Origin of the sequence: Duncaniella freteri (assembly GCF_004766125.1) — a bacterium.
Lineage (GTDB): Bacteria > Bacteroidota > Bacteroidia > Bacteroidales > Muribaculaceae > Duncaniella > Duncaniella freteri.
Window position 1 is genome coordinate 373,000 of record NZ_SJSA01000002.1, and the last position, 22,285, is coordinate 395,284.

Annotated in this window: 22 protein-coding genes and 1 pseudogene; 13 read left to right on the top strand and 10 right to left on the bottom strand. The window is 45.9% G+C overall.

What is annotated here, in order from left to right:
* Positions 1 to 54: 54 nt before the first annotated feature.
* Positions 55 to 597 carry a GNAT family N-acetyltransferase gene (locus EZ315_RS11595; RefSeq protein WP_370640290.1) on the top strand — a complete coding sequence of 181 codons (543 nt, stop codon included), beginning with the start codon at positions 55 to 57 and terminating at the stop codon, positions 595 to 597.
* A gap of 358 nt (positions 598 to 955) precedes the next feature.
* Here the strand turns inward: EZ315_RS11595 and dnaK are convergent, their stop codons facing one another.
* Positions 956 to 2,875 (bottom strand): molecular chaperone DnaK, encoded by a 1,920-nt coding sequence (gene dnaK / locus EZ315_RS11600; protein WP_135472227.1) that lies wholly within the window; start codon positions 2,873 to 2,875, stop codon positions 956 to 958.
* A gap of 228 nt (positions 2,876 to 3,103) precedes the next feature.
* Positions 3,104 to 4,138, bottom strand: coding sequence for an aspartate--ammonia ligase (asnA, locus tag EZ315_RS11605; protein ID WP_135472228.1), 1,035 nt, complete (start codon positions 4,136 to 4,138; stop codon positions 3,104 to 3,106).
* A 260-nt stretch (positions 4,139 to 4,398) separates the two neighbouring features.
* Between asnA and EZ315_RS11610 the strand changes: the two genes are divergently transcribed.
* From EZ315_RS11610 to EZ315_RS11620, 3 genes are read left to right on the top strand one after another with little or no spacing between them, the layout of a single operon-like run.
* The gene (locus EZ315_RS11610; RefSeq protein WP_135472229.1) at positions 4,399 to 4,983 is read left to right on the top strand and encodes an L-threonylcarbamoyladenylate synthase; all 585 of its coding nucleotides are present in this window, start codon (positions 4,399 to 4,401) and stop codon (positions 4,981 to 4,983) included.
* 1 nt (position 4,984) lies between these two features.
* Positions 4,985 to 6,367, top strand: coding sequence for a sugar transferase (locus EZ315_RS11615; RefSeq protein ID WP_135472230.1), 1,383 nt, complete (start codon positions 4,985 to 4,987; stop codon positions 6,365 to 6,367).
* 5 nt (positions 6,368 to 6,372) lie between these two features.
* Entirely contained in the window at positions 6,373 to 8,187 is a 1,815-nt protein-coding gene (locus tag EZ315_RS11620; RefSeq protein WP_242452592.1) for a chloride channel protein, read from the top strand.
* Here EZ315_RS11620 and miaA read toward each other — a convergent pair.
* The 3 genes from miaA to menD all read right to left on the bottom strand — a co-directional run bounded on the left by miaA (position 8,184) and on the right by menD (position 12,119).
* Positions 8,184 to 9,086, bottom strand: a complete 903-nt coding sequence (gene miaA / locus EZ315_RS11625) for a tRNA (adenosine(37)-N6)-dimethylallyltransferase MiaA (RefSeq protein WP_135472231.1) — start codon at positions 9,084 to 9,086, stop codon at positions 8,184 to 8,186. The genes EZ315_RS11620 and miaA overlap by 4 nt on opposite strands.
* 9 nt (positions 9,087 to 9,095) lie before the next feature.
* Positions 9,096 to 10,319 (bottom strand): peptidase T, encoded by a 1,224-nt coding sequence (pepT, locus tag EZ315_RS11630; protein WP_135472232.1) that lies wholly within the window; start codon positions 10,317 to 10,319, stop codon positions 9,096 to 9,098.
* Between the two features lie 99 nt (positions 10,320 to 10,418).
* Positions 10,419 to 12,119 (bottom strand): 2-succinyl-5-enolpyruvyl-6-hydroxy-3-cyclohexene-1-carboxylic-acid synthase, encoded by a 1,701-nt coding sequence (menD, locus tag EZ315_RS11635; protein WP_135472233.1) that lies wholly within the window; start codon positions 12,117 to 12,119, stop codon positions 10,419 to 10,421.
* An 84-nt stretch (positions 12,120 to 12,203) separates the two neighbouring features.
* Between menD and EZ315_RS11640 the strand changes: the two genes are divergently transcribed.
* The 4 genes from EZ315_RS11640 to EZ315_RS11655 all read left to right on the top strand — a co-directional run bounded on the left by EZ315_RS11640 (position 12,204) and on the right by EZ315_RS11655 (position 14,310).
* A complete protein-coding gene (locus EZ315_RS11640; protein WP_135472234.1) occupies positions 12,204 to 12,764 on the top strand; it encodes a DUF4924 family protein in 561 nt (186 codons plus the stop codon).
* 420 nt (positions 12,765 to 13,184) lie between these two features.
* Positions 13,185 to 13,385, top strand: a complete 201-nt coding sequence (locus EZ315_RS11645; protein ID WP_135472235.1) for a hypothetical protein — start codon at positions 13,185 to 13,187, stop codon at positions 13,383 to 13,385.
* A 151-nt stretch (positions 13,386 to 13,536) separates the two neighbouring features.
* Positions 13,537 to 14,019: a pyridoxamine 5'-phosphate oxidase family protein gene (locus tag EZ315_RS11650; protein WP_232321460.1), complete on the top strand. Its 483-nt coding sequence runs from the start codon at positions 13,537 to 13,539 to the stop codon at positions 14,017 to 14,019.
* Positions 14,020 to 14,310: a nitrous oxide-stimulated promoter family protein gene (locus EZ315_RS11655; RefSeq protein ID WP_135472236.1), complete on the top strand. Its 291-nt coding sequence runs from the start codon at positions 14,020 to 14,022 to the stop codon at positions 14,308 to 14,310.
* A 58-nt stretch (positions 14,311 to 14,368) separates the two neighbouring features.
* Here EZ315_RS11655 and EZ315_RS11660 read toward each other — a convergent pair whose 3' ends face one another.
* The 4 genes from EZ315_RS11660 to EZ315_RS11675 form a co-directional block, all read right to left on the bottom strand.
* Positions 14,369 to 14,668: a cupin domain-containing protein gene (locus EZ315_RS11660; protein WP_016274757.1), complete on the bottom strand. Its 300-nt coding sequence runs from the start codon at positions 14,666 to 14,668 to the stop codon at positions 14,369 to 14,371.
* A gap of 129 nt (positions 14,669 to 14,797) precedes the next feature.
* The gene (locus tag EZ315_RS11665) at positions 14,798 to 15,220 is read right to left on the bottom strand and encodes a hypothetical protein (protein WP_135472237.1); all 423 of its coding nucleotides are present in this window, start codon (positions 15,218 to 15,220) and stop codon (positions 14,798 to 14,800) included.
* Between the two features lie 5 nt (positions 15,221 to 15,225).
* Entirely contained in the window at positions 15,226 to 16,896 is a 1,671-nt protein-coding gene (gene hcp, locus EZ315_RS11670) for a hydroxylamine reductase (protein WP_135472238.1), read from the bottom strand.
* A gap of 22 nt (positions 16,897 to 16,918) precedes the next feature.
* Positions 16,919 to 17,269 carry a DUF488 domain-containing protein gene (locus EZ315_RS11675; RefSeq protein WP_135472239.1) on the bottom strand — a complete coding sequence of 117 codons (351 nt, stop codon included), beginning with the start codon at positions 17,267 to 17,269 and terminating at the stop codon, positions 16,919 to 16,921.
* A gap of 398 nt (positions 17,270 to 17,667) precedes the next feature.
* On the opposite strand from EZ315_RS11675, the pseudogene EZ315_RS16680 reads away from it, so the two are divergent.
* From EZ315_RS16680 to bla, 5 genes and pseudogenes are all read left to right on the top strand, one after another.
* Positions 17,668 to 17,873 (top strand): annotated as a pseudogene (locus tag EZ315_RS16680) (hypothetical protein).
* 105 nt (positions 17,874 to 17,978) lie between these two features.
* Positions 17,979 to 18,767 carry a PRTRC system ThiF family protein gene (locus EZ315_RS11685; protein WP_135472240.1) on the top strand — a complete coding sequence of 263 codons (789 nt, stop codon included), beginning with the start codon at positions 17,979 to 17,981 and terminating at the stop codon, positions 18,765 to 18,767.
* Positions 18,768 to 18,911: 144 nt separating this feature from the next.
* On the top strand, positions 18,912 to 19,283 hold the full coding sequence (locus EZ315_RS11690) for a BlaI/MecI/CopY family transcriptional regulator (RefSeq protein ID WP_135472241.1): 372 nt from the start codon (positions 18,912 to 18,914) through the stop codon (positions 19,281 to 19,283).
* Between the two features lie 129 nt (positions 19,284 to 19,412).
* A complete protein-coding gene (locus EZ315_RS11695) occupies positions 19,413 to 20,048 on the top strand; it encodes a CatB-related O-acetyltransferase (RefSeq protein ID WP_135472242.1) in 636 nt (211 codons plus the stop codon).
* Between the two features lie 20 nt (positions 20,049 to 20,068).
* Complete coding sequence (gene bla / locus EZ315_RS11700) at positions 20,069 to 20,965, top strand: class A beta-lactamase (RefSeq protein ID WP_135472243.1); 897 nt, start codon at positions 20,069 to 20,071, stop codon at positions 20,963 to 20,965.
* A gap of 292 nt (positions 20,966 to 21,257) precedes the next feature.
* On the opposite strand, the gene EZ315_RS11705 is transcribed toward bla, so the two are convergent.
* Complete coding sequence (locus EZ315_RS11705) at positions 21,258 to 22,232, bottom strand: transposase (RefSeq protein ID WP_135472244.1); 975 nt, start codon at positions 22,230 to 22,232, stop codon at positions 21,258 to 21,260.
* Positions 22,233 to 22,285 lie beyond the last annotated feature (53 nt).

The following is a 22,285-nucleotide window of genomic DNA, read 5'->3' on the forward strand; positions in this document are numbered from 1 at the left end:
ACTTTACAGAAATAAAGGATTGCACATCTGTATTGTTTAATACCTCATTTGAATATGATTGAAACAGAGAGACTGATTTTGCGCCCTTGGCATGAGGATGATGCCGAGTCACTGTTTAAATATGCCAAGGACCCGGCTATCGGTCCGGTTGCAGGATGGATGCCTCATGGTTCGGTTGAGGATAGTCTTGAGATAATTCGTACGATATTTTCCTCTCCCGAGACGTATGCGGTGGTGCTGAAATCTACCGGCGAGCCTGTGGGGGCATGTGGAATAATGTTTGGAGACGGGCTTCATTCGGCTGAGATGCGGGTAAGTGAGGCTGAAATCGGTTATTGGATAGGTGTTCCGTATTGGGGGCAGGGTTATATCACAGAAGCTGTCAAGGCTCTTGTCAAGAGATGTTTTGATGATTTGGGGTGTTCGAATGTATGGATTGGCCATTATGACGGCAATGATCGTTCCAGGCGTGTTGCTGAAAAATGCGGATTCAAATATCATCATACCGAGCACGACAAGTTATCGCCGTTAGGGGACCGTCGCACAGAGCATTTTCTCAACCTTGCTTCTAAGGAATATTCTCAGTTTACCGTATGATTATGTCTTATCACAGGTATATTAAAATGCTCTAATACAGAGCTGTAAATCAGGTGTATAAGAGCATTGTGACATTAGGCTGTTGCTTGTGTAAAGAGCAATATTTTCATAATATCCAGTTAAATACAATGATTCGGTAAAATTTGAGGTTGTTCAGCCTTGGCTAAGCCGCTAACTGAGCCAAGGCTGAACAACCTCAAATTTTACCGAATCATTGATTTTTTATTAGATTGAGGTAAAACAGGAGCAGAAATAACCTAAATGCTTGAATAAAACAAGCAATGAAATTAAATTTTGATAATGAAACAGGGCGTAGCTTTTTGAGCTACACCCTGCTTCATTATAATATCGGAATTGTTTACTTCACTTCCTCGAATTCAACATCGTCGACTCCGCCATTGCTGTTGTTGCCTGGGGCTGAGCCTGGCTGCTGACCGCCAAATCCTGCGCCTGGTGCTCCTGCACCTCCTGCAGCCTGCTGGGCGTTGAGGATTTCCTGCTGGATCTGACCGAATGTTGTCTGAATTGCATTGATCGCGCTGTCGATGCCGGCGAGGTCCTGAGCCTTGTGGGCTTCTTTGAGTCGGTTGAGATCGTTTTCTATAGCAGCTTTCTTGTCAGCAGGAATCTTGTCGCCGAGTTCCTGCATCTGCTTCTCTGTCTGGAAGATGATTGTGTCAGCCTGATTGAGCTTGTCAATCTTTTCCTTCTCCTTAGCGTCAGCTGCGGCATTTGCCTCTGCTTCTTTCTTCATACGTTCGATCTCAGCATCGGTGAGTCCGCTTGAAGCTTCGATACGGATGCTCTGCTCCTTACCTGTGGCTTTGTCTTTAGCCGACACATTGAGGATGCCATTGGCGTCAACTTCAAATGTAACCTCGATCTGGGGTATTCCACGAGGTGCGGGGGCTATGCCGTCGAGGTGGAACTTTCCAAGGGTCTTGTCATCTTTAGCCATAGGACGTTCTCCCTGAAGAACGTGTATTTCTACCGAGGGCTGATTGTCGGCTGCTGTAGAGAATGTCTCGCTCTTGCGGGTAGGTATTGTGGTGTTTGCCTCAATCATTTTTGTCATCACTCCGCCGAGGGTCTCTATGCCGATTGAGAGGGGAACAACGTCGAGAAGAAGCACATCCTTGACATCTCCTGAGAGTACACCTCCCTGGATGGCTGCGCCTACGGCAACAACTTCGTCAGGGTTGACTCCCTTGGATGGTGCTTTGCCGAAGAATTTTTCTACAATCTGCTGAATGGCAGGAATACGAGTGGAGCCTCCTACGAGAATTACTTCGTCGATATCCTTGGGTGTCATGCCTGCATCCTTGAGTGCCTGTTCGCAGGGGCGGATAGTTGCCTGTATAAGATTGTCGGCAAGCTGTTCAAACTGAGCGCGTGTGAGCGTTCTTACCAAGTGCTTTGGACCGGTTGCGGTAGCAGTGATATATGGGAGATTGATCTCGGTGCTTGTTGTGGATGAAAGCTCGATCTTGGCTTTTTCGGCAGCTTCCTTAAGACGCTGGAGTGCCATGGGGTCCTGACGGAGATCTATGCCTTCCTCTTTTTGGAATTCGTTTGCAAGCCAGTCGATGATCACATGGTCGAAGTCGTCTCCGCCAAGATGGGTGTCTCCATTGGTCGATTTCACTTCAAACACGCCATCGCCAAGTTCGAGAATTGAAATATCGAAAGTTCCGCCGCCAAGGTCGAATACTGCGATCTTCTGGTCCTTGTCGCTTTTGTCGAGTCCATAAGCGAGCGCAGCCGCTGTGGGCTCGTTGACAATACGCTTCACTGTGAGTCCTGCAATCTCACCAGCTTCCTTGGTAGCCTGCCTTTGAGAGTCGTTGAAGTAGGCGGGTACTGTGATCACAGCTTCTGTCACTGACTGTCCGAGGTAGTCTTCAGCGGTTTTCTTCATTTTCTGAAGGATCATGGCTGAGATTTCCTGAGGAGTATATTCACGACCGTCGATGTCGACGCGAGGAGTGTCATTTGCTCCGCATACTACTTTGTAGGGTACGCGGTCGATCTCTTTTGCTACCTGCTGGCAGCTTTCACCCATGAAGCGTTTGATTGAATTGATTGTGCGCTTAGGGTTGGTTATTGCCTGACGCTTGGCAGGGTCTCCGACTTTGCGTTCACCTCCGTCAACAAATGCTACGATTGATGGAGTGGTGTTGCGTCCTTCGCTATTAGGTATTACTACAGGGTCATTGCCTTCAAGTACAGACACGCAGGAGTTTGTGGTGCCGAGGTCAATACCGATAATTTTTCCCATAATTGATAATATTTATTTGTTTATTGATTACTATTTGTTTTGCCATTGGCGATTCTATTGTTCGCTCTCGGCATTCAATAATCAAACAAATTTTATGCCAAAAAGGTTGCTGCTATACTTAAAATATTATAAACTAACCATATATCTGAAATGCGAATTCGGTCATATCGTGACAATATGACCGAATTATGCTGACAAAAAAGGTAAGTGAGAGTATAAATGTTCTTTCTATAGAAGTTCGATTCCTGCCGCAGCACAATCCATTATATGTTCTTCAGGCCATATGGATGCCTGTACTTCTCCTACATGGGCTTTGTGAAGGAGTAGCATGCATAGTCGGCTCTGTCCGATTCCGCCACCGATGGTGTAGGGGAGCTCTCCCTCCAGTAGCATCCGGTGGAATGTGAGTTGGGCTTTTTCGGGGCAGCCTCTCATTTCAAGTTGCCGTGTCAGAGATTCCGGACTGACACGTATGCCCATGGAGGATAGTTCAACCGGAATATCAAGGACGTGGTTCCATACGATAATGTCACCATTTAGTCCGGCATATCCGGCTTCATTAATAGTGCTCCAGTCGTCATAATCCGGGGCGCGTCCGTCATGTGGTTTTCCGTCACACAGGTCGCCACCTATACCTATAATGAATATTGCACCATATTTTTTTGCCATAACTGTTTCTCGTTCCTTGGGTGACAATTCAGGATAGTCGCGGGCAAGCTCATCGGCATACAGGAATGTGATTTCCTCGGGTAGAGTAGGGGTGATGTGGGGGAAGCGTTCGTACACAAGATGCTCCACCTTGCGTATAGCTGCATAGATTTTATTTACAGTATCCTTGAGGTATTTTATATTTCTGTCCTCCTGACGGATTGTTTTCTCCCAGTCCCACTGGTCTACATATAAGGAATGGAGATTGTCAAGATCCTCGAAAGTGCGTATTGCGTTCATGTCGGTGTACAGTCCGTATCCTGCCGGTATTCCGTATGCTCCAAGCTTATATCTTTTCCATTTTGCCAAAGAATGTACGACTTCTGCCTTTTGGGAATTCATAGCGTCTATTGTGAATGTCACAGCATGCTCTACTCCATTGAGATCATCATTAAGACCTGTTCCTGAAAGAAGAAACAGCGGGGCTGTGACACGGCGCAGATTGAGTTCCTGGGCGAGTGTGGATTGGAATGCATCTTTGATCATTTTGATGGCAACTTCGGTAGTCTCTGGAAGAAGTTTGCGGCGATATTTTTGCGGGATTATCAGTGGCATATTTTATGAGTCTTTGGTTGATGATGGAATTTACAATAAGATATTATTTTTTTGATGATGTTGCAAAGTTACTTTGCGGGGATTAAATATGCAAGCAAAATGATAAAAATGTTTTATATTTGTTGTCAATATGTTTGTGTGATATCGCTGACGGATTTCAATTTGCTTGAAGTTATGGAGGCTTAAAAATACTGTGATTGATAATTTATATCTTCACAGATAGCTAAAAAGTCGATAAAAAGACCTAAATTTGCATTATAATGAACCATCATTCCGAATATAATAACGATATAGAGGCTGCCGTCGAAGTGATGCGCCGTGGAGGAGTCATAGCCTATCCTACTGATACAGTCTGGGGGATAGGGTGTGATGCTGCATGTGCAGTTGCTGTACGTCGCATATATGAGATTAAACATAGAGCTGACAGTAAAGCTCTGATAACCCTTGTTGCGGATGAGGATATGCTTGCCGGATGTATTGAAGGAGAGATTCCTCAGGCATGCCTTGATTATTTGAGAGAGTCCGACCGTCCTACAACAATTGTGTATCCAAAGGGTCGAAATGTGGCGAGCGAGCTTCTTGCTGAGGATGGAAGTATAGGTATACGTATTACACGTGATAGCTATTCAAATGACCTGTGTCGCATGCTCGGAGGTGCTGTGGTGTCTACATCTGCAAATATCAGCGGAGAGCCGGCAGCAAAAGTTTATGGGGATATTTCCAAGAAAATACTCGACAGTGTGGATTATGTCGCATTTTCAGGCAGAGATTCCGTTGAGGCTTTGCGTCCGTCCAGGGTTGTGAAGTTGACGGAGGACGGCGAGATAATTGTTCTTCGTGACTGATATGACACGAGAGGGTAGACTGCGCATCGGTTATGTCCTCGTGGACTATCTCTGCACTTTAATAGGTGTGGTGATGTTCAGTGTATTGCGTCTTCATATCCAGCATGATGCAAGTGCCGCTTCTGGTGACATATGGCCTTTTATGATTTTGCATCATGTAGTGGCATTCGTATTGATTTTCCCTCTTTTCATGCTGTTGATATACTCTTTGACAGGGTTTTATGTATATGTGACTGACAAATCTCGCATAAAAGAGTTGGCTAAGACGTTTGAAGGGGTGATTCTCGGAGCGATATTTTTCTCTCTTGCCTTATTTTTCATGAAGGATGCATCATATGTTTATCGCTTCAATTATGGGCTGATACTTCTTTTCAGCGGTATACTTTTTGTAAGTGTGTTCATTGGTCGTGTATGTCTGACTACTTGCCTTCTTAAGAGAAGAGGAAAGGATGGGGCGTATCGGTGCGGTGTTCTGGTAATCGGTAATACTAATACTCCTGAAGAGAATTCAGGCTATTCTTCAATAGCATTAAGGCATGGGATATATATTAGGAGAGTTGTAAGCCTGGGTGAAATGAATGATGTGGTCAGGATGGTTTCTCAAGGGGAGGTTGATTGCGTTATGATGAGTAACACAGCTATGAATTCACAGGGTATTTTAAGCTCGCTTAACCGCCTCTATTCATTGGATGTGTCGATATTTGTTTCACCTGACGACCGTGCGTTGATCATGGGGCTTGTCAGGTATGATAATGTCATAGCCGAGCCTCTTGTGGACTTGGCATGTCTTGAACTTCCTGACAAAGTGGTTGCTCTTAAGCGGTTCATGGACATTATCGCATCATTCATAGGTCTGGTAATATGTCTTCCTGTTATGGCTGTGCTTTCATGTGCAATCAAGATTCAGAGTTCCGGACCGGTAATATACTCTCAGGAGCGTATCGGATTCAGGAAACGACCGTTCATGCTTTTCAAGCTGCGGTCCATGCGTATGGATGCCGAATCTGCCGGACCGTCTTTGACAGTGACAAATGATGAACGCGTCACTCCGGTGGGGAGGTTCATGAGAAAATATCGTCTTGACGAGATTCCTAATCTATGGAATGTCATGAAGGGGGAAATGTCAATCGTGGGACCACGTCCGGAACGTCAATATTATATAGATCAGATTATAAAACAGGCTCCTCATTATACTCTTATTCATCAGGTCCGTCCGGGATTAACTTCGTGGGGAATGGTGAAATATGGCTATGCCTGCGATGTGAGCGGTATGGTCGAGAGATTGAAATATGACATTCTGTATCTAAGGAACATGTCATTGTCACTTGATTTGAGAATCATATATCATACGTTGTTCACGGTGATCCGTGGTGAAGGTAAATAAAAATTATGTCAATGATTTTACTGCATATAGAGAAGTTGAGGTCTTCGTTGGAGGCATCTTTTATGAAACTCCTTGTGTGGCGAGAACGCCATATAAAGGAAAAGACTTTTGTTATTATCCTGGCTCTTGCTGTCGGGATACTCGGAGGCATTGCCGCATTGGTGCTTAAATGGCTCATTCATGCCATATCTGGCTTTTTGACAGCTCATATGTCAATCTCGCAGGGCAACTATCTGTACCTGTTGTTGCCATTGGTGGGTATTCTCATCACAAGCCTGTATGTCAAGTATGTGGTCAGGGATAATATATCCCATGGTGTCACAAGAGTGCTGTATGCTTTGTCTCAGAACAAATCACGCTTAAAGAAGCATAACACTTATACATCGGTGTTGGCATCTTCGATCACCATCGGGTTTGGCGGTTCGGTTGGAGCCGAGGGGCCGATTGTGTATACAGGGGCAGCTATCGGAAGCAATCTCGGCAGAGTGTTCAGGATGTCGCCACGTATCCTGATGATCCTTGTCGGCTGTGGTGCTGCGGCAGGTATAGCCGGTATATTCAAGGCTCCTATTGCAGGCATGCTTTTCACTATCGAGGTGCTTATGATTGACCTGACAACAGTGTCGGTGATGCCTCTTCTTATCGCTTCAATCACGGCTGCGACTGTGGCATATGTATTTACAGGATATGATGTGGAATTTTTCTTTGTGCAGAGTGAGCCGTTCCAGACCTGGAAAATTCCATATGTCATAATCATGGGTGTGTTCCTTGGGTTCGTGTCGCTGTACTTCACTCGTTCAATGAACATGATGGAGAACATCTTCCGCAAACTTCACACTCCATGGAAGAAGATTATGGTCGGTGGTGTCATTCTGGCTCTTCTCGTATTCCTTTTCCCTCCACTATACGGAGAAGGTTACACTGCGATCACTCATCTCCTTAACGATAATGCGTCAACGATTGTAAACAACTCTATATTCTATGACGATCGCACCAATGTGTGGTGGATACTTGGATTCATTGGTGCGCTGGTGTTTCTTAAGGCGTTTGCTACATCTGCTACTAATGGTGGCGGTGGCGTGGGAGGAACTTTTGCCCCATCGCTTTTTGTAGGGTGTATGGCGGGCTATTTTTTCGCTTTCGGACTTAACACACTCTTTGACCTTGACCTGCCGTGCCGAAATTTTGCCCTCATGGGAATGGCTGGCGTGATGTCGGGAGTTATGCATGCTCCATTAATGGGCATATTCCTCACTGCTGAGCTGACAGGCGGTTACGACCTGTTTCTGCCTTTGCTTATGGCATCGACCATATCCTATGGCACTATCAAGATGTTTGAGCCTTACAGCATCTATACTATGCGACTTGCTCGGGAAGGTAAGCTCCTGACTCATCACAAGGACCGTGCTGTGCTGACATTGCTGAAGATGGGGAATGTCATAGAGACTGACTTTGTGTCAGTTCGTCCGGATATGAATCTTAAGGAGATGGTTGGAGCCATATCTCGTTCGACGCGTAATCTTTTCCCGGTAGTAAGCGGAGAGGGTCGATTGCTCGGAGTGGTATTGCTTGATGAGATACGTAATATCATGTTCCGTCCTGACCTCTATAAACGGATGCATGTCAATCAGTTCATGTCAATACCTCCGGCATGTGTAAAAGTAGGTCAGAGCATGGAGGAGGTTATGAAGGCTTTTGATGACACAGCAGCCTGGAATCTGCCAGTGATTGATGCCGACGGATGTTATGTGGGCTTTGTGTCAAAGTCCAAGATATTTAATTCCTATCGTCGTGTGTTACGCCATTATTCGGAGGACTAAATAATGCTAACGATGGCTTCACGAGCCTGGTGTAATAGTGGCTGTAATGGATCGAGAAGCACTACTGACGGATCTTTTGACAGCCAGAGCAACTGTTTTTTTGCGTATACACGAGTGTTTTTTGCTATGCGAGGTATTGCTGTCTCGCGAGGCATTGTGCCATCAAACATGGCAAACAGCTCTTTGTAGCCAACAGTGTTAAGCGAATTAAGGTGTCGTAGCGGATATACTCTTCTTGCTTCCTCCTCTAATCCAGCGTCAATCATGGCGTCAACTCTTCGGTTTATACGATCAAAAAGAGCCTCGCGAGGATGGTTTATGGCAATTTTTATTATCTGGAATGGTCTCTCTTTGGGTTTTCCGTTGCGCAGTGATGAATAAGGCACTCCGGACTGAAGGCATATCTCTATGGCATGGACGAGGCGTCTGTGGTTATATCGGTCGCATTGTTCCAGATATTCGGGGTCGAGAGAGTGAAGAGTGTCGTGTAATGCATCCAGACCTCCGTCGGAATATATTTTAAGAGCTTTTTTTCTGATTTCAGGAGATATGGTTGGTAACTGGTCTATTCCGTTGGTGACAGCATCGATATACATCATGGACCCTCCGCACATCACGGCAAAGTCACGTGTAGACCATATCTCGTCAAGCGTTCTTAATGCATCCTCTTCATAGCATGCCGCACTGTAGTATTGTTCAAGATTGAGGCATCCTATGAAGTGGTGTTTTACACGTGCCATCTGATCGGCAGTCGGGGCAGCAGTACCTATCGGTATGTCACGAAAAATTTGCCGAGAGTCGGCCGACACGATTTCTGTGTCGAGGCTCTCGGCAAGTTCTATAGCTAAGTCGGTCTTTCCGCTTCCGGTAGGACCAGTGACTATTACAAGGGTTTTCACTTATAGTATTCAGGATTTTTCAGCGACCAGACGAGCTATCTCCACAATAACCTTTGTGGCTTTCTCCATGGAAGGTATGGGGATGAACTCATATCGTCCGTGGAAGTTCAATCCGCCTGCAAATATATTGGGGCAGGGTAGTCCTTTAAAAGAGAGTTGAGCTCCGTCAGTGCCACCTCTGATTGGCTGCACCTTAGGAGTGACATCTGCCTCCTTCATGGCTTCCGTAGCGATATCGATGATGTGCATTACAGGTTCGATCTTCTCACGCATATTGAAATACTGGTCTTTTATTTCAATGGATGCACATCCTGGGAATTCATTATTGATCTTACGGGTAAGATGCTCCAACTCTTTTTTGCGGCGTTCAAAGCGGTCACGGTCGTGGTCGCGGATTATATAGGTGAGGACTGTCTGTTCCACAGAGCCATCGAATGACACAAGATGATAGAATCCTTCATATCCTTCAGTGTGCTCGGGGGTCTCCCAGCGTGGCAGCATTATTACGAACTGGTTGGCTACACGTATCGAGTTGAGCATCTTGTGTTTTGCATATCCTGGATGTACATTGCATCCTTTGAATGTCACTTTGGCTACTGCGGCGTTGAAGTTCTCATATTCGAGCTCGCCGATAGCTCCGCCATCCATAGTGTATGCCCAGTCGGCACCAAAGAGCTGAACATCAAATTTATGTGCTCCAAGTCCGATTTCTTCGTCAGGATTGAACGCTATACGGATGTCTCCGTGCTTGATTTCCGGATGGGATTTCAGGTAGTCTACAGCAGTAATGATCTCTGCGATGCCTGCCTTGTCGTCAGCACCGAGAAGGGTGTTTCCATCGGTTACGATCAGATCTTCACCTTTGTAGTCGAGCAATTCAGGGAATTGTCTGGGCGAGAGGACAATATTTTCGGTCGGATTAAGTGTTATGTCACCACCGTCGTAGCTCTGGACTATTCTTGGAGTGACGTGGCGACCGCTCATGTCAGGAGAGGTATCCAGATGTGCGATAAAGCCTACTGTCGGTACTTCTTTGTCAATATTTCCGGGTAGGGTTGCCATAAGGTAACCGTTTTCGTCAAGCGATATGTCCTTGAGCCCCATTGTGCGGAGTTCGTTCTCAAGATGCTGTGCGAAAATCATCTGCCCTGGTGTTGACGGGGTCATGTTGGTTTCCTCATCGCTCTGAGTGTCAAACTTGACATATTGCAGAAATCTATCTACGACTGTCATGATAAGAGATTTGTTGTTTTATGTGTGATATTTTTTGCAAAAATAAGCAATTCTCAGCAAATAGCAAACTGCTTTTAAGTTGATTTTTTAATTGTGATTCTATTTCTGTTCAGGGAGTATGCCTGTGAAATACCCCTTAAGGACATCTGCCGATAATTTGGGTGGTGTGTGAATGGCAAGAAGAGCCGGACGCTCTGATTCGGATACGAACTGACTGAATGAATGTGATAGCGATTCGCATGAGTCAGCCTCGAAATAAGATATCCCATAGCCTTTGCATAGGTCCGAGAGTGGCAGATTGGTCCCCACTGCAAGGTATTTTTCTGTTTCCGGGAACTCGGATGTGGCTTTTATGAAACGGAATATGCCTCCGCCTCCATTGCATATCACTATCATCTTGAATCGCGGCGATAATATTTCGGATGAAAGCGCAGATATGTCATATTGAAAACTCATATCTCCGGATATGAGAAGAGTGACACCTTTGAATACTGCTGATGATCCAAGAGCAGTAGATGTGCAGCCGTCTATTCCGCTTACTCCACGGTTGCATTCCGAACGATGGATGTTCATGTTATCCATTAACTGGGCATAACGCACAGGGGTTCCGTTGGATAGATGTACATTCCATGAGCGAGGGATGTTTGAGAATATGTGAGCCATTGCCTTTATATCACTCCATGGGGCTTTTTCTATATAACTGTCATGAAACTCTGAAGCGCGCATTGAGGCATCATGCCATAGCTGTGAGTAGGCGGATACTCCTTTTTGTCGGGACATTGCTGATGCGAGTTGCGACAGGAATGGGGCGGCATCCATATTGATACGCATTGTAAGATGCTTGAAACAATCTATGGTGGTATGGCTTATCCCGATATGCCAATGGCTTAGTTTTGGTATGTTTCTAAGCCAGTCCTTTATGTGCCGCGACACTATGGCTCCTCCCAGAGTTATTACCGTGTCAGGTCGAAGGGAATCTTTCTCTGTTTCCGAAAGGCGGCATAGGGTGGAGTCGATGCGGTTCATGAAAAGAGGTGAGTGAAGATTGGATATGCTCTCTGTCATAACCACTACGTTAGGTAGCGATGCAAGGCGCATCATAGAGCGGTTAAGCTTATAGTCGGGTTCATGAAATCCGGCCACGATCATTACTCTGTGAGGAGCAGCGATGGTGTTGGCAAGATTCCTGACATCAGCTACAGGTAAAAGTTGAGGAGGGGTCACCATAGATATCACTCTGGCTGACCTCGTTTCGTAATCGGTCTGTGTATTCAATGGTGCGTCAAGGCGCACATTGATATGCACCGGACCTGGACGGCTGTTGACAGCTTCGAGCAGCACATCATTGATCATGCGTTCGGTCCACCATTTGCCGTTGGGGAAATCTATGCGGGCACATATGTCGCAGCTGCGTTTTACATATGGCGCGAGTGCATCCTGCTGCCATAATGTCTGTGAATCGTCTTGGTCAATCCACTCTTCAGGTCGGTCAGCCGAAATGACTACAAGTGGAATGTGGCGGTAATATGCTTCGGCTACAGCCGGAGCATAATTCAAGAGTGCTGTGCCGCTTGTGCAGACTATCGCCACAGGGGAGCCTGACTGAATGCTCATTCCGAGAGCGATGAATGCGGCTGAACGCTCATCGATCACCACATGGCATTTCAGGTCTTCTCTGCGTGAAATCGCTATGATGAGAGGTGTGTTCCTGCTTCCGGGCGAGAGCACAACATGCTTTACCCCATGAGCTATCAGAAGGTCGGCAAGAATATTACAGGACAGATGGGACGTGGATAACATTTCGGCATAATATATTTAGTAATACAAAATTAACCAAATCCGTCAGATTTTTGTTAATTTTGTGATACTAATTGAGATTAAATAATGATTATAGCATCTCGGAAACATAAGGAAAATATAGCGGAATATCTGTTGTACATGTGGCAGATAGAGGATATCATACGTGCCAACGGACTTGATATAGACCGTATTAAGAGCAGTGTAATAGACAAGTTTGAGCTTACTGATGTGCAGCGAAAGGAGATGGAGGAATGGTACGAGTCTCTGATTGATATGATGCGTCGTGAGGGTGTGGAGAAATCGGGTCATCTCCAGCTCAACAAGAATGTGATAATTCAGCTCACGGATCTTCATCTGGCATTGCTTAAGGACCCGCGTTTCCCGGAATATACTGCTGAATTCTATAAGACACTTCCATATATCGTTGAGCTCAGAGCAAAGGCGGGTGAGAATCCTGCTGGAGAGATTGAGACATGTTTCATCGCATTGTATGGAATGCTCATGCTCCGGCTGCAAGGTAAAGAGATCTCTGTGCAGACCATGGAGGCTGTTGCTCAGATATCAAAGTTGCTTGCGATTCTTGCAAATGATTTCAATCTTGACCGGGAAGAAAAGCTTTTTCCTCCGGAAGAAGACTTGAATTAGTGTAAAGCTGCATAGTAGAGTTTGCAGAGGAAATAAATTATTTATAAATTTGCAGGTGCAGACCGCCCTGAAGCCCGGTCGTGGGATAGAGGGTTGGGATGCATGACATTATAGACAGCGTTTATCAGACGCTTGATTCTTGACCCATCGAAATTCTCGCAAAGTTTCAGCCATCGTCAGGAATGAAGCAACGATAGATGCCCGTAGGTATGTAATCTTATGAGTGTTCGGCTTGTAATCAAGCCGGATACACGTGGTTCATATACTGGCGTGGGCTTCTGCGTTGCTCGTTCTACGATGGTGGGCAATGCGAGAAGCCTCGATGAGTGGGACGAGCAACAGATACAGACTCTCCACGCTTTTTTTATTTTGACCCCTGTCCTTGAGAGTCAGATGGGGTGCTAAATAAGGATCACAGGCATGAGTTGGCTGTGGAAAGCGCTCCTGATACTCGCTTTGGCCGCCGTGTTCGGATACCTCTATACAAGGGGCGTATCACCTGTATGGGCGGCGTTGGCAATAGTGTTTTTCAGAGGATTCCTCCGATTCCTCTATAAGATTGCCTGCATCATAGTGGCGGCGGCTCTGCTGTTCGCCATAATCAGCGGTCTGATTTTCTGAAATGTCACAATGCCATATGTCCTATAAATATTAATCACAATATTTTATCGGATATGATAATGCTGTCTCTCTATCCGATATGACTGGATGCTTCTTGATGCTTCAGGAACAATCAGATTGTTATTCCTTTATTTTTTCTTAAATTTGCGATATGAAGCAGATGAGAAAAGCAGCAAGGCAGAAAGATGAGGACTGGGCGCTTAATGTGTTTGACCGTGCTCCCTTTGTAACGATGTCGATGATACGACCGGACGGAACGCCATACGGACTCCCGCTGTCGTTGATACGGGGGGAGGGGCACACGTTTTATTTCCATTGCGCCGACGAGGGGGAGAAGATGGATTGCATAAGGGCCAATCCCATTGTCAGCCTGAGTGCCGTCAGCCGATGCTCCCCGAAATTTGAGACCGGGAAAAAGAATTTTACTATGTATTATGACTCTGCCATCGCTTTAGGGGAGGCGGAGATTGTGACTGATAACGCGGAAAAGATTATGGCTTTGCGTCTGCTCTGCCAACGCTTTTTACCTAATTACATGGGGAATTTTGATGAAGCGATCAAGCGTAGCCTCGACCGCACAACCGTTGTCAAAATAACACTCACAGAACCGCCGGTCGGCAAATCCAAACCATAAATGAAGATAGAATACGAAATCAGGATCGTAAGAGAGATGATCCGTCTATATTGCCGCCTGAAAGAGGGAAATAGAGATACTTGTCCCGGGTGTGAGAATTTGGCGAGGTATGCCGAAAGCCGTCTGCGCCATTGTCCTTTCAGCGATTCGAAAGGAAGTTGCCGCAAATGCAGGATACATTGTTACTGTCCGGATATGAAAGAAAAAATAAAGACGGTCATGCGCTTTTCCGGCCCGAGGATGCTCTTTTATCACCCGATAATGGCTATCCGACATCTAATCGGGAAATAATAAAGGCATCCGGGGAGTCCATACCCTCAGGATGCCTGAAGACCGAACGATGCCGTGCTCATGCGTTGAGCTTTGTGACAAGAACCTTGAACCGTTCCGTAGCCTTTAAGGAATGTTTCACACCCGGTGTCATAGTGAGCGCATCACCCTCTTTCAACTCAAGTACTTTATCCTCAATGTTGAACTCCATGCTTCCATCTATTACCTGGACGAGCACGTCGGCATTAGCCGTATGTGTGGGAATCTCAAGTCCCTTGTCAACTGCCATAAGGAGCGAAAGCCCGCTATGGTTCTGCATGACAATCTCCTTCGCTATGGAGCCGTCAGCGTATGGAATTCTGTCTTTTAATCTGAACATGTCGTAAATTTATTTAGAGGTTTCTTTTTTTGCGAATCTTCATAGTGATGACAAAGCCGATGCCGAATATCAGAAAATATAAAGCGGCAAAGACAAGCCCGAGGCAGAGGAACAGTTCGGATGATATTTTCATAGCTTTACAGACTGGAAGGTTTCCTGCAAACGGGGGGGTATTCGCCCGTTCATATATTTCTGCCATCCGGCGTTAAGTATGATGAGGAGCAATATCCACCATTCGTGGTATTTCAGAAAAAGCAACGACAGGGTTATTGCTACCGCTATGTTCACGACAATCCATCCCCACAATCCGGCCTTCCTGAAATCAATCCTAAAATCACCGGCAGCGGCCGCCACGCGCCATGTGCCCAGTCCGGACTCACAGACATATGCACAATATGCCATGAGCGTGGAGCCGAGAAGCGCCTCGGCAGCCGAATATCCGTGGTCAAGATGGAAATATGCGGCAAGAGACAGCGCCGCCAGCCAAAGGATGGCGTGCGCCGCCGCTATCACATATTTATGGATAAACCGATTCACATTCCGACCGTCCATTTCTTTCAACCGATAAGGGTAGCCAAATCTTCGTCAACGGTGGCGATGGTACCTATATTGAACTTCTCCTGAAGCACTTTCAGAATTTGGGGGGTGAAAAATGCCGGCAGCGTCGGGCCGGTGTGGATATTCTTCACTCCGAGGCTCAACAGGGCCAGAAGCACTATCACCGCCTTCTGCTCATACCATGCGATGTTGTAGACAATCGGCAGATCGTTGACACTCTCCAGGCCGAAAGCGTCCTTGAGGGCATTGGCAATCACGACGAGCGAATAGGAGTCGTTACACTGTCCGGCATCGAGCACGCGCGGAACACCCTCGATATCACCGAGCGGAAGCTTGTTGTAGCGGTATTTGGCACAGCCTGCGGTGAGAATCACGCAGTCATTAGGAAGCCTTTCCGCAAATTCCGTATAGTATTTGTGCGAGGGCATTCTGCCGTCACAGCCTGCCATGACCACAAACTTGCGGATTTTACCGCTTTTGATGAGGTCGATAATCTTAGGCGCCAAAGCAAGCACCTGGTTATGGGCGAATCCGGCGACAATCTCACCGTGCTCTATCTCTGTCGGCGGCTGGCATGTCTGCGCCCGCTCTATGATTTCGGAAAAATCCTTTTTGCCGTCCTTCCCCTCGGGGATAAAATGTGTGCCGGGCATTCCGACGACACCGGTCGTGTAGACGCGGTCCATGTAGGTGGTTTTCGGACGCGGGGGCACGATGCAGTTGGAGGTGAAGAGGAACATGCCGTTGAATGTCTCGAACTCGTCAATCTGCCGCCACCATGCGTTGCCGTAGTTACCTGCAAAGTGGGGGAATTTCTTGAAGAAAGGATAGCTCTGGGCAGGGAGCATCTCCGAGTGGGTGTAGATGTCAACCCCTTTGCCTGCTGACTGTTCGAGCAGTTCCTCAAGATCCTTGAGGTCGTGACCGCTCACGAGTATGCCCGGACGGTTCCTTACTCCGATGTTTACCTTTGTGATTTCGGGATTGCCGTAGGTCGATGTGTTTGCCTTGTCAAGCAGAGCCATAGCCTTGACACCCCCGTCACCCACATTGAGCACGAGCGAAAACAGCTCATCCACGCTTATGTCAGGACGGCTTATCTCGGCAAGGGCGTTCTCTATCACGACATATATGTCTTCGTCCTCATAACCGAGGTTACAGGCGTGGCGGGCATAGGCCGCCATACCCTTGCAGCCGTACATGGCAAGCTGCTTGAGACCTCTTATATTCGGGTTCTTTTCATGGAGCACACTTGTGATTTCTTCTTCAAGAGTGCCGCTGTGTTCGATTACCTCATGTACGCCATATTCCTCCTTTGGGATATGATACGACACCTCAGGCATGAAAGGAGGCTCCATGCCGCGCTTTTTCGACTCTCCTTCGAGTTCGTTTTTCAGGTCGAGGGCTTTTGTGATATAGCCGTCGAGCATATCATTGTCGAAGTTCGCGTTGGTAATGGTGGTGAACAGTGCGTCGACGATGAACCGGGATGCATCCTTGCTTGATGCGCCTTTCTCTCGCAACTGTCGGTTTACGATGGCCATGCCACGGGCGATGTAAAGCAGCTGATCCATTCTTGCAGACGTTTCGGGTTTCTTTCCGCATACACCTTGTATCTCGCAGCCTTTGCCGCGTGCGGTCTCCTGGCACTGGTAACAGAACATTTTCATAAGTGGAGGATATGTTAAGAGATTATTTTGTCAATAAGTTGTAAACCACAATGGCATTGTTATGTCGTTCATCATGAGACGAATAAAGTAATGTCACTACAGATTTCTGTGCAAGAAGATGTCGCAATGCCCCGAACGAAGGGCTGGTCTCCAGTTCTTTGGAATATCGAGTCTCAAATTCAGACCATCGGTTATCGGGATCCGCATGAAACCATTCGCGGAGTTCTGTGGACGGCGCGATATCCTTATCCCACAAATCATAATGGAAAGTCTCGTGCGAGAGACCTCTCGGCCAAAGTCTGTCTATATATACCCTGAAGCCGTCTTCCGGAGTAGCGGGTTCGTAATCCCGTTTTAATTGATATTGTGTCATAAACTATGATATTACATATATTTACTATCCAATTTCAACACCTGTATCCGCTGTATGGTTCATAATTAATAATGCGTCATGAGGATTGAATTTTATTTGAAACAAAGCATACAACAAAACTTGATATTAGTAGAACCCCATTGAAAAATGACTGTATGAAACAGGGTCGAGAGGAATAGTCTGGCTGACAGACCCGAAGAAACTACCGGGCAAAATTAGCGTCCGCCTCATTCGGACTGCAAGGCCGGGCCTATCGGTTTCGGGAAAAATCATCCTCGCTTCGCTCCGGTATTTTTCCCGAAAGCCTTGCATTACCGGAGTCGGCCGCTGTAATGCCCTTGTAGTTCATCGGGCTGCCAAGCCCGGATATTCAATAATTAATTAAAAAATAAACGACTATGAGACAGGCTATCATGACAGCGGCACAACCGGCGGTGACAATTCCGGTGCCGAAGAAAAGAATCGTCCGGATTGAAAGACCCGGAATCAAGTTCCCGTCACGCAGGACAGGGGGACCGGTGCATATCTCCACCATCCTGGATCCTATGAGATAAGCCGCCATCCTGACCGTAACAGGCTTCTCGCAGAATTCTTCAAGGGATAAGCGTAGGCAATAACCAGAAATATTCACACTAAATATGATAAGAATATGTTTTTTCAATCAATGAACCATACCTCTAAATAATCTTAAACTAAAAGACCTTATGAAATGAAACGTGTACATTATATTCACAACTACCTGCTCAATCCACAGCATCCGGTTACGGTAAATCTCATAGGTGCCGGCGGCACAGGGTCGCAGGTCCTCACAAATCTCTCCAGGCTTGATGTGACACTGAGAGCATTGAACCATCCCGGTCTGTTCTTAACGGTATATGACCCTGATATAGTTACTGAGGCCAATATCGGGCGCCAGCTTTTCGGATGGTCGGATATCGAGCTGAACAAGGCGCAGTGTCTGGTGACACGGATAAACAACTTCTTCGGGAATGACTGGGCTGCAATCCCGGACTTATATCCGGTATGTCCCAAGGATGCACGAAGGGACAATATGGCCAACATAACGATTACCTGCACCGACAATGTGAAATCACGTATGGATTTATGGAAAGTGTTGAAGGCTGTACCGGAATCAGACTACACCAATCATGGCACACCGATATATTGGCTCGACTTCGGAAACTCGCAGTCAAGCGGACAGGTTGTAATGGGAACCGTGCCAAGAAAAATCAAGCAGCCGGAATCGCATCTTTATGAAACGGTAAGCTCTCTGAAAGTGGTGACACGCCTCGTGCGGTACTCAAAAGTGAAAGATAATGATTCTGGTCCGAGTTGCTCTCTTGCCGAAGCATTGGAAAAACAGGATCTGTTCATCAACTCGACATTGGCACAACTCGGTTGCAACCTTTTGTGGAAAATGTTCCGTCACGGCATGATAGAGTACCACGGCCTGTACCTGAATCTCTCCACCATGAAAGTAAATCCTATCCTGATTTAACAGATATATTACACCTGTACATGAATCTCAAATTTCTTTCTTTTATTGGAGAGTAGATATAATGATTCTAAATTTAAGCATATAAATCTTTGCGGTCTAACGAATTTAGACTAACTTTGCACTATAAATCTTAAGTTGAAGATAATGGAACAACTTACCAAGCGTGAAGAAGAAGTGATGAATAAGTTTTGGGAGAAGGGCGAAGCTACCGTTAAGGAGATTATTGCCACTTATCCCGAACCTCGTCCAAGCAGAACCGCCATATCTACATTCGTGAGGTTTCTTGTTGATAAGGGCTTTTTAGACCACAAGCCGGCAGGAAACAACGGATTCATCTACTATCCCCTTATAGAAAGAGAGGAGTATTGTGGTAACAATCTGAAAAATGTCGTTCAGCGATATTTCAACAATTCCATTCGTGGAGTGATAAGCACTCTTGTAAGGGACAGGAAAATGTCAGACGATGAAGTCCTGGAGTTGATAAATCAGGTGATAGAAGGCAATCGCCAAGAATAGAACTGATTATTATATGGAAGTCAAGAGCGTTATTGGCATTAATGGTGATGCGCAGGAAGATGGCAATATTTATCATTATTTGCACATATTGAATATAAATGAAATAGAACGGCTCAAATAGTTTTAGATATGAACCAAACAGAGATATATCCTCGTTCTGGTGATAATCAGACTGTCTATCTTAAATCAGTCATAACGCACCAGAATATTGAAGTCGGAGATTTTACCATTTACAATGATTTTGTGAATGACCCTCGTGACTTTGAGAAGAATAACGTGCTGTATCATTATCCTATAAATCATGATCGTTTGATTATCGGAAAGTTTTGCTCAATAGCCTGCGGAGCAAAGTTTATATTCAATTGCGCCAACCATACCCTGAAATCGCTTTCTACATACACGTTCCCGCTTTTCTTTGAGGAATGGGACTTACCGAAATCTGATGTTGTTTCTGCTTGGGATAACAAGGGCGATATTGTAATTGGCAATGATGTGTGGATTGGATATGACGCTATAATAATGGCTGGAGTGACCATCGGTGATGGTGCTATAATTGGCACACGAGCTGTTGTCACAAAGGATGTCGAGCCATACTCGATTGTTGGCAGTGTTCCTGCAAAGGAAATACGAAAACGATTCTCTACAGATATTATAGCCCGATTGCAAGAACTCCAATGGTGGAACTGGGACGCAGATATAATTCGTAATTCAATCAAAGCTATTCAAGACGGGGATTTAGGTTCATTAGACTGTCATTTTATATGAGGGACAAAACTGTATTCAAAATGAGAAAGTTACTGTTTATAATTATATATTTGTCTTTTATATCGCCTGCTTTCGCTGGTGGAAACAAGGCGATAGAGAATGCTTTGCACGAGTATATCAAAGGGAAAGATGCCCGGATAGGTGTCGCGGTCATTATCAATGGCAAAGACACCGTATCTGTCAACGGCAATCGGGATTTCCCTATGATGAGCGTAGTCAAATTTCCGCTGGCTCTGACGGTAGCGCACTGGATAAATACTAACGGTATGTCCCTGAACGATACCGTAACATTCAGCGAGAAGGCTATGAAAGAGGATACCTATAGCCCGATGCTCAAAAAGTATGGTAAGAGCCGAAATACCATGACTGTAAGAGAACTGCTTGAATGGTCTTTGGTTGAGAGTGACAACAATGCGGCAGACATACTCCTGCATCGCGTCGGTGGAACATCGGGAGTAACATCAATAATGAGGCAAATGGGTATCTCTGATGAGATTGTAATCGGAGCCTCGGAAGAAGATATGCACCGTGATCCATACCTAAGCTATCTTAACCGTACCACACCTTTGGCAATGGCGCAGCTATTTGATAGGTTTTACCACGAATTGAGAAACGCATCACAGTCATATTCTGAAATATCCGTCATGCTTGAACAGTGTCGCACGGGGCTTGACAGGCTTGCTTTCCCCCTTTTGCCTACTAATGCCCTGATAGGACATAAGACAGGTACAGGATTTCCGACACCCGAAGGTCGCATATCCGCAGTAAATGATTGTGGATATGTGAATTTTCCTAATGGTACAAGATATTCTATTGCCGTGTTTGTTGCTGATTCCAATTACGACATAGCAACGACCTCAGCCATCATTGCTGAGGTTTCTAAGATTGTCTTGGAAGGTTTGATTAAACAAAAATAAGATCAATGATTCGGTAAAATTTGAGGTTGTTCAGCCTTGGCTAAGCCGCTAACTGAGCCAACCGATGATTTATTTTCTGAATTATTTTGAGATGCGGAGATTTTCCGCAAGTCGAAATAATTGTTGAGGCGAGATAAGATTCAAACATAAGCCGTTTGAACTGCGCTACCGAAAGATCCGGATAATCCTTCCTTATGACCTCTTTGCAGACATTGAGGGCTGTGAAGGAAAGATTGAACGCAAAGTCAAGCCGCTCCCTGTCGCGGGTCTGCTGTGACTGAAGTCCGGTAAACTACTTGGCATCGCGTATACCGAACTCAATCTGAAAGCGGGTGCGGTAGAAACCGATGATCTTTTCAGGCCTCATGTCGGTGTCGGTAGAGAAGTAAAGAAGAGGCTCTGCGTTTTCAAACGGACAGACCACGATACGGATGTCGCGTTTCAATGCCCTCGAATGTACGACTGCCGTGTGACATCGGGTTTTGTTTCCTTTGGAATCCTCATATATGAATGAAGTGAACACGGACATATCAAGGTTGGAGAAATCCACTTTCTCTCCATACTTTTTCTTTCTGCCGCGTCTTCGCGGGGCGGAGGAATCCGGTATGGCCAGATACCTCAGATATGAGTTGGCACGTAATCTCCCGACAAATCGAAATCCCATGCCAATCACTTCATTTACAAACTCATATTTGGAGAAAAAGGCATCGGCAACCAGAATATCCGTCAGTGAGAACAGCTCTGTCGCCTTTGACCTGACAAGTGCCACATACCATCCAAGCATTGACATTTGTTTCTCAGATTCAAGAGTCCTGAAGTTCGGTGACTGGACAGCACCGAGCATCACGCATGTATGTTTACTCAGACTTATTGCCCCGATCGCCATTATCTCCAGACCGCGTTTCACACGTTGTGCCACCCCGGACCAGAAACGGCCTATGCCATACGTCAGTCTGCCTGCTTTTGAAATGAACGACGGATCGATTGCCACTGCCATGTCATCGGCCGGCCCAAAACAATCCTGCGCCATACCTATGTTGACTTTCATCCAGTCTACGGATGTTTTGAAATTGGAAGCAAAGGTCTTGGCTGTACGACCGCCATAGCGCGACAGCCGGGTAAAATTGACTTTGCCCGGAATCAACGCTACAGTGCGTATTGTTAAAATCAGCCAGTTGAGGAACCTTTTGCTCATCTTGGTTGTAGTATTTTCAAATACCGACTTACACCGAAAGGTGAAGTCTTTGAGAATCGCCAATACGTTCATACGCTAAGATTTCTATAATGAACGCTTTGGCGATTCATTTGTATTTGACAATT

What these genes read in the sequence shown, in the direction of transcription:
- EZ315_RS11595 (WP_370640290.1), top strand. Translation starts at nt 55, where the DNA reads ATGATTGAAACAGAGAGACTGATTTTGCGCCCTTGGCATGAGGATGAT.
- dnaK (WP_135472227.1), bottom strand. Translation starts at nt 2,875, where the DNA reads ATGGGAAAAATTATCGGTATTGACCTCGGCACCACAAACTCCTGCGTG.
- asnA (WP_135472228.1), bottom strand. Translation starts at nt 4,138, where the DNA reads ATGCCACTGATAATCCCGCAAAAATATCGCCGCAAACTTCTTCCAGAG.
- EZ315_RS11610 (WP_135472229.1), top strand. Translation starts at nt 4,399, where the DNA reads ATGAACCATCATTCCGAATATAATAACGATATAGAGGCTGCCGTCGAA.
- EZ315_RS11615 (WP_135472230.1), top strand. Translation starts at nt 4,985, where the DNA reads ATGACACGAGAGGGTAGACTGCGCATCGGTTATGTCCTCGTGGACTAT.
- EZ315_RS11620 (WP_242452592.1), top strand. Translation starts at nt 6,373, where the DNA reads ATGTCAATGATTTTACTGCATATAGAGAAGTTGAGGTCTTCGTTGGAG.
- pepT (WP_135472232.1), bottom strand. Translation starts at nt 10,319, where the DNA reads ATGACAGTCGTAGATAGATTTCTGCAATATGTCAAGTTTGACACTCAG.
- menD (WP_135472233.1), bottom strand. Translation starts at nt 12,119, where the DNA reads ATGTTATCCACGTCCCATCTGTCCTGTAATATTCTTGCCGACCTTCTG.
- EZ315_RS11640 (WP_135472234.1), top strand. Translation starts at nt 12,204, where the DNA reads ATGATTATAGCATCTCGGAAACATAAGGAAAATATAGCGGAATATCTG.
- EZ315_RS11645 (WP_135472235.1), top strand. Translation starts at nt 13,185, where the DNA reads ATGAGTTGGCTGTGGAAAGCGCTCCTGATACTCGCTTTGGCCGCCGTG.
- EZ315_RS11650 (WP_232321460.1), top strand. Translation starts at nt 13,537, where the DNA reads ATGAAGCAGATGAGAAAAGCAGCAAGGCAGAAAGATGAGGACTGGGCG.
- EZ315_RS11655 (WP_135472236.1), top strand. Translation starts at nt 14,020, where the DNA reads ATGAAGATAGAATACGAAATCAGGATCGTAAGAGAGATGATCCGTCTA.
- EZ315_RS11660 (WP_016274757.1), bottom strand. Translation starts at nt 14,668, where the DNA reads ATGTTCAGATTAAAAGACAGAATTCCATACGCTGACGGCTCCATAGCG.
- EZ315_RS11665 (WP_135472237.1), bottom strand. Translation starts at nt 15,220, where the DNA reads ATGGACGGTCGGAATGTGAATCGGTTTATCCATAAATATGTGATAGCG.
- hcp (WP_135472238.1), bottom strand. Translation starts at nt 16,896, where the DNA reads ATGAAAATGTTCTGTTACCAGTGCCAGGAGACCGCACGCGGCAAAGGC.
- EZ315_RS11675 (WP_135472239.1), bottom strand. Translation starts at nt 17,269, where the DNA reads ATGACACAATATCAATTAAAACGGGATTACGAACCCGCTACTCCGGAA.
- EZ315_RS11685 (WP_135472240.1), top strand. Translation starts at nt 17,979, where the DNA reads ATGAAACGTGTACATTATATTCACAACTACCTGCTCAATCCACAGCAT.
- EZ315_RS11690 (WP_135472241.1), top strand. Translation starts at nt 18,912, where the DNA reads ATGGAACAACTTACCAAGCGTGAAGAAGAAGTGATGAATAAGTTTTGG.
- EZ315_RS11695 (WP_135472242.1), top strand. Translation starts at nt 19,413, where the DNA reads ATGAACCAAACAGAGATATATCCTCGTTCTGGTGATAATCAGACTGTC.
- bla (WP_135472243.1), top strand. Translation starts at nt 20,069, where the DNA reads ATGAGAAAGTTACTGTTTATAATTATATATTTGTCTTTTATATCGCCT.
- EZ315_RS11705 (WP_135472244.1), bottom strand. Translation starts at nt 22,232, where the DNA reads ATGAACGTATTGGCGATTCTCAAAGACTTCACCTTTCGGTGTAAGTCG.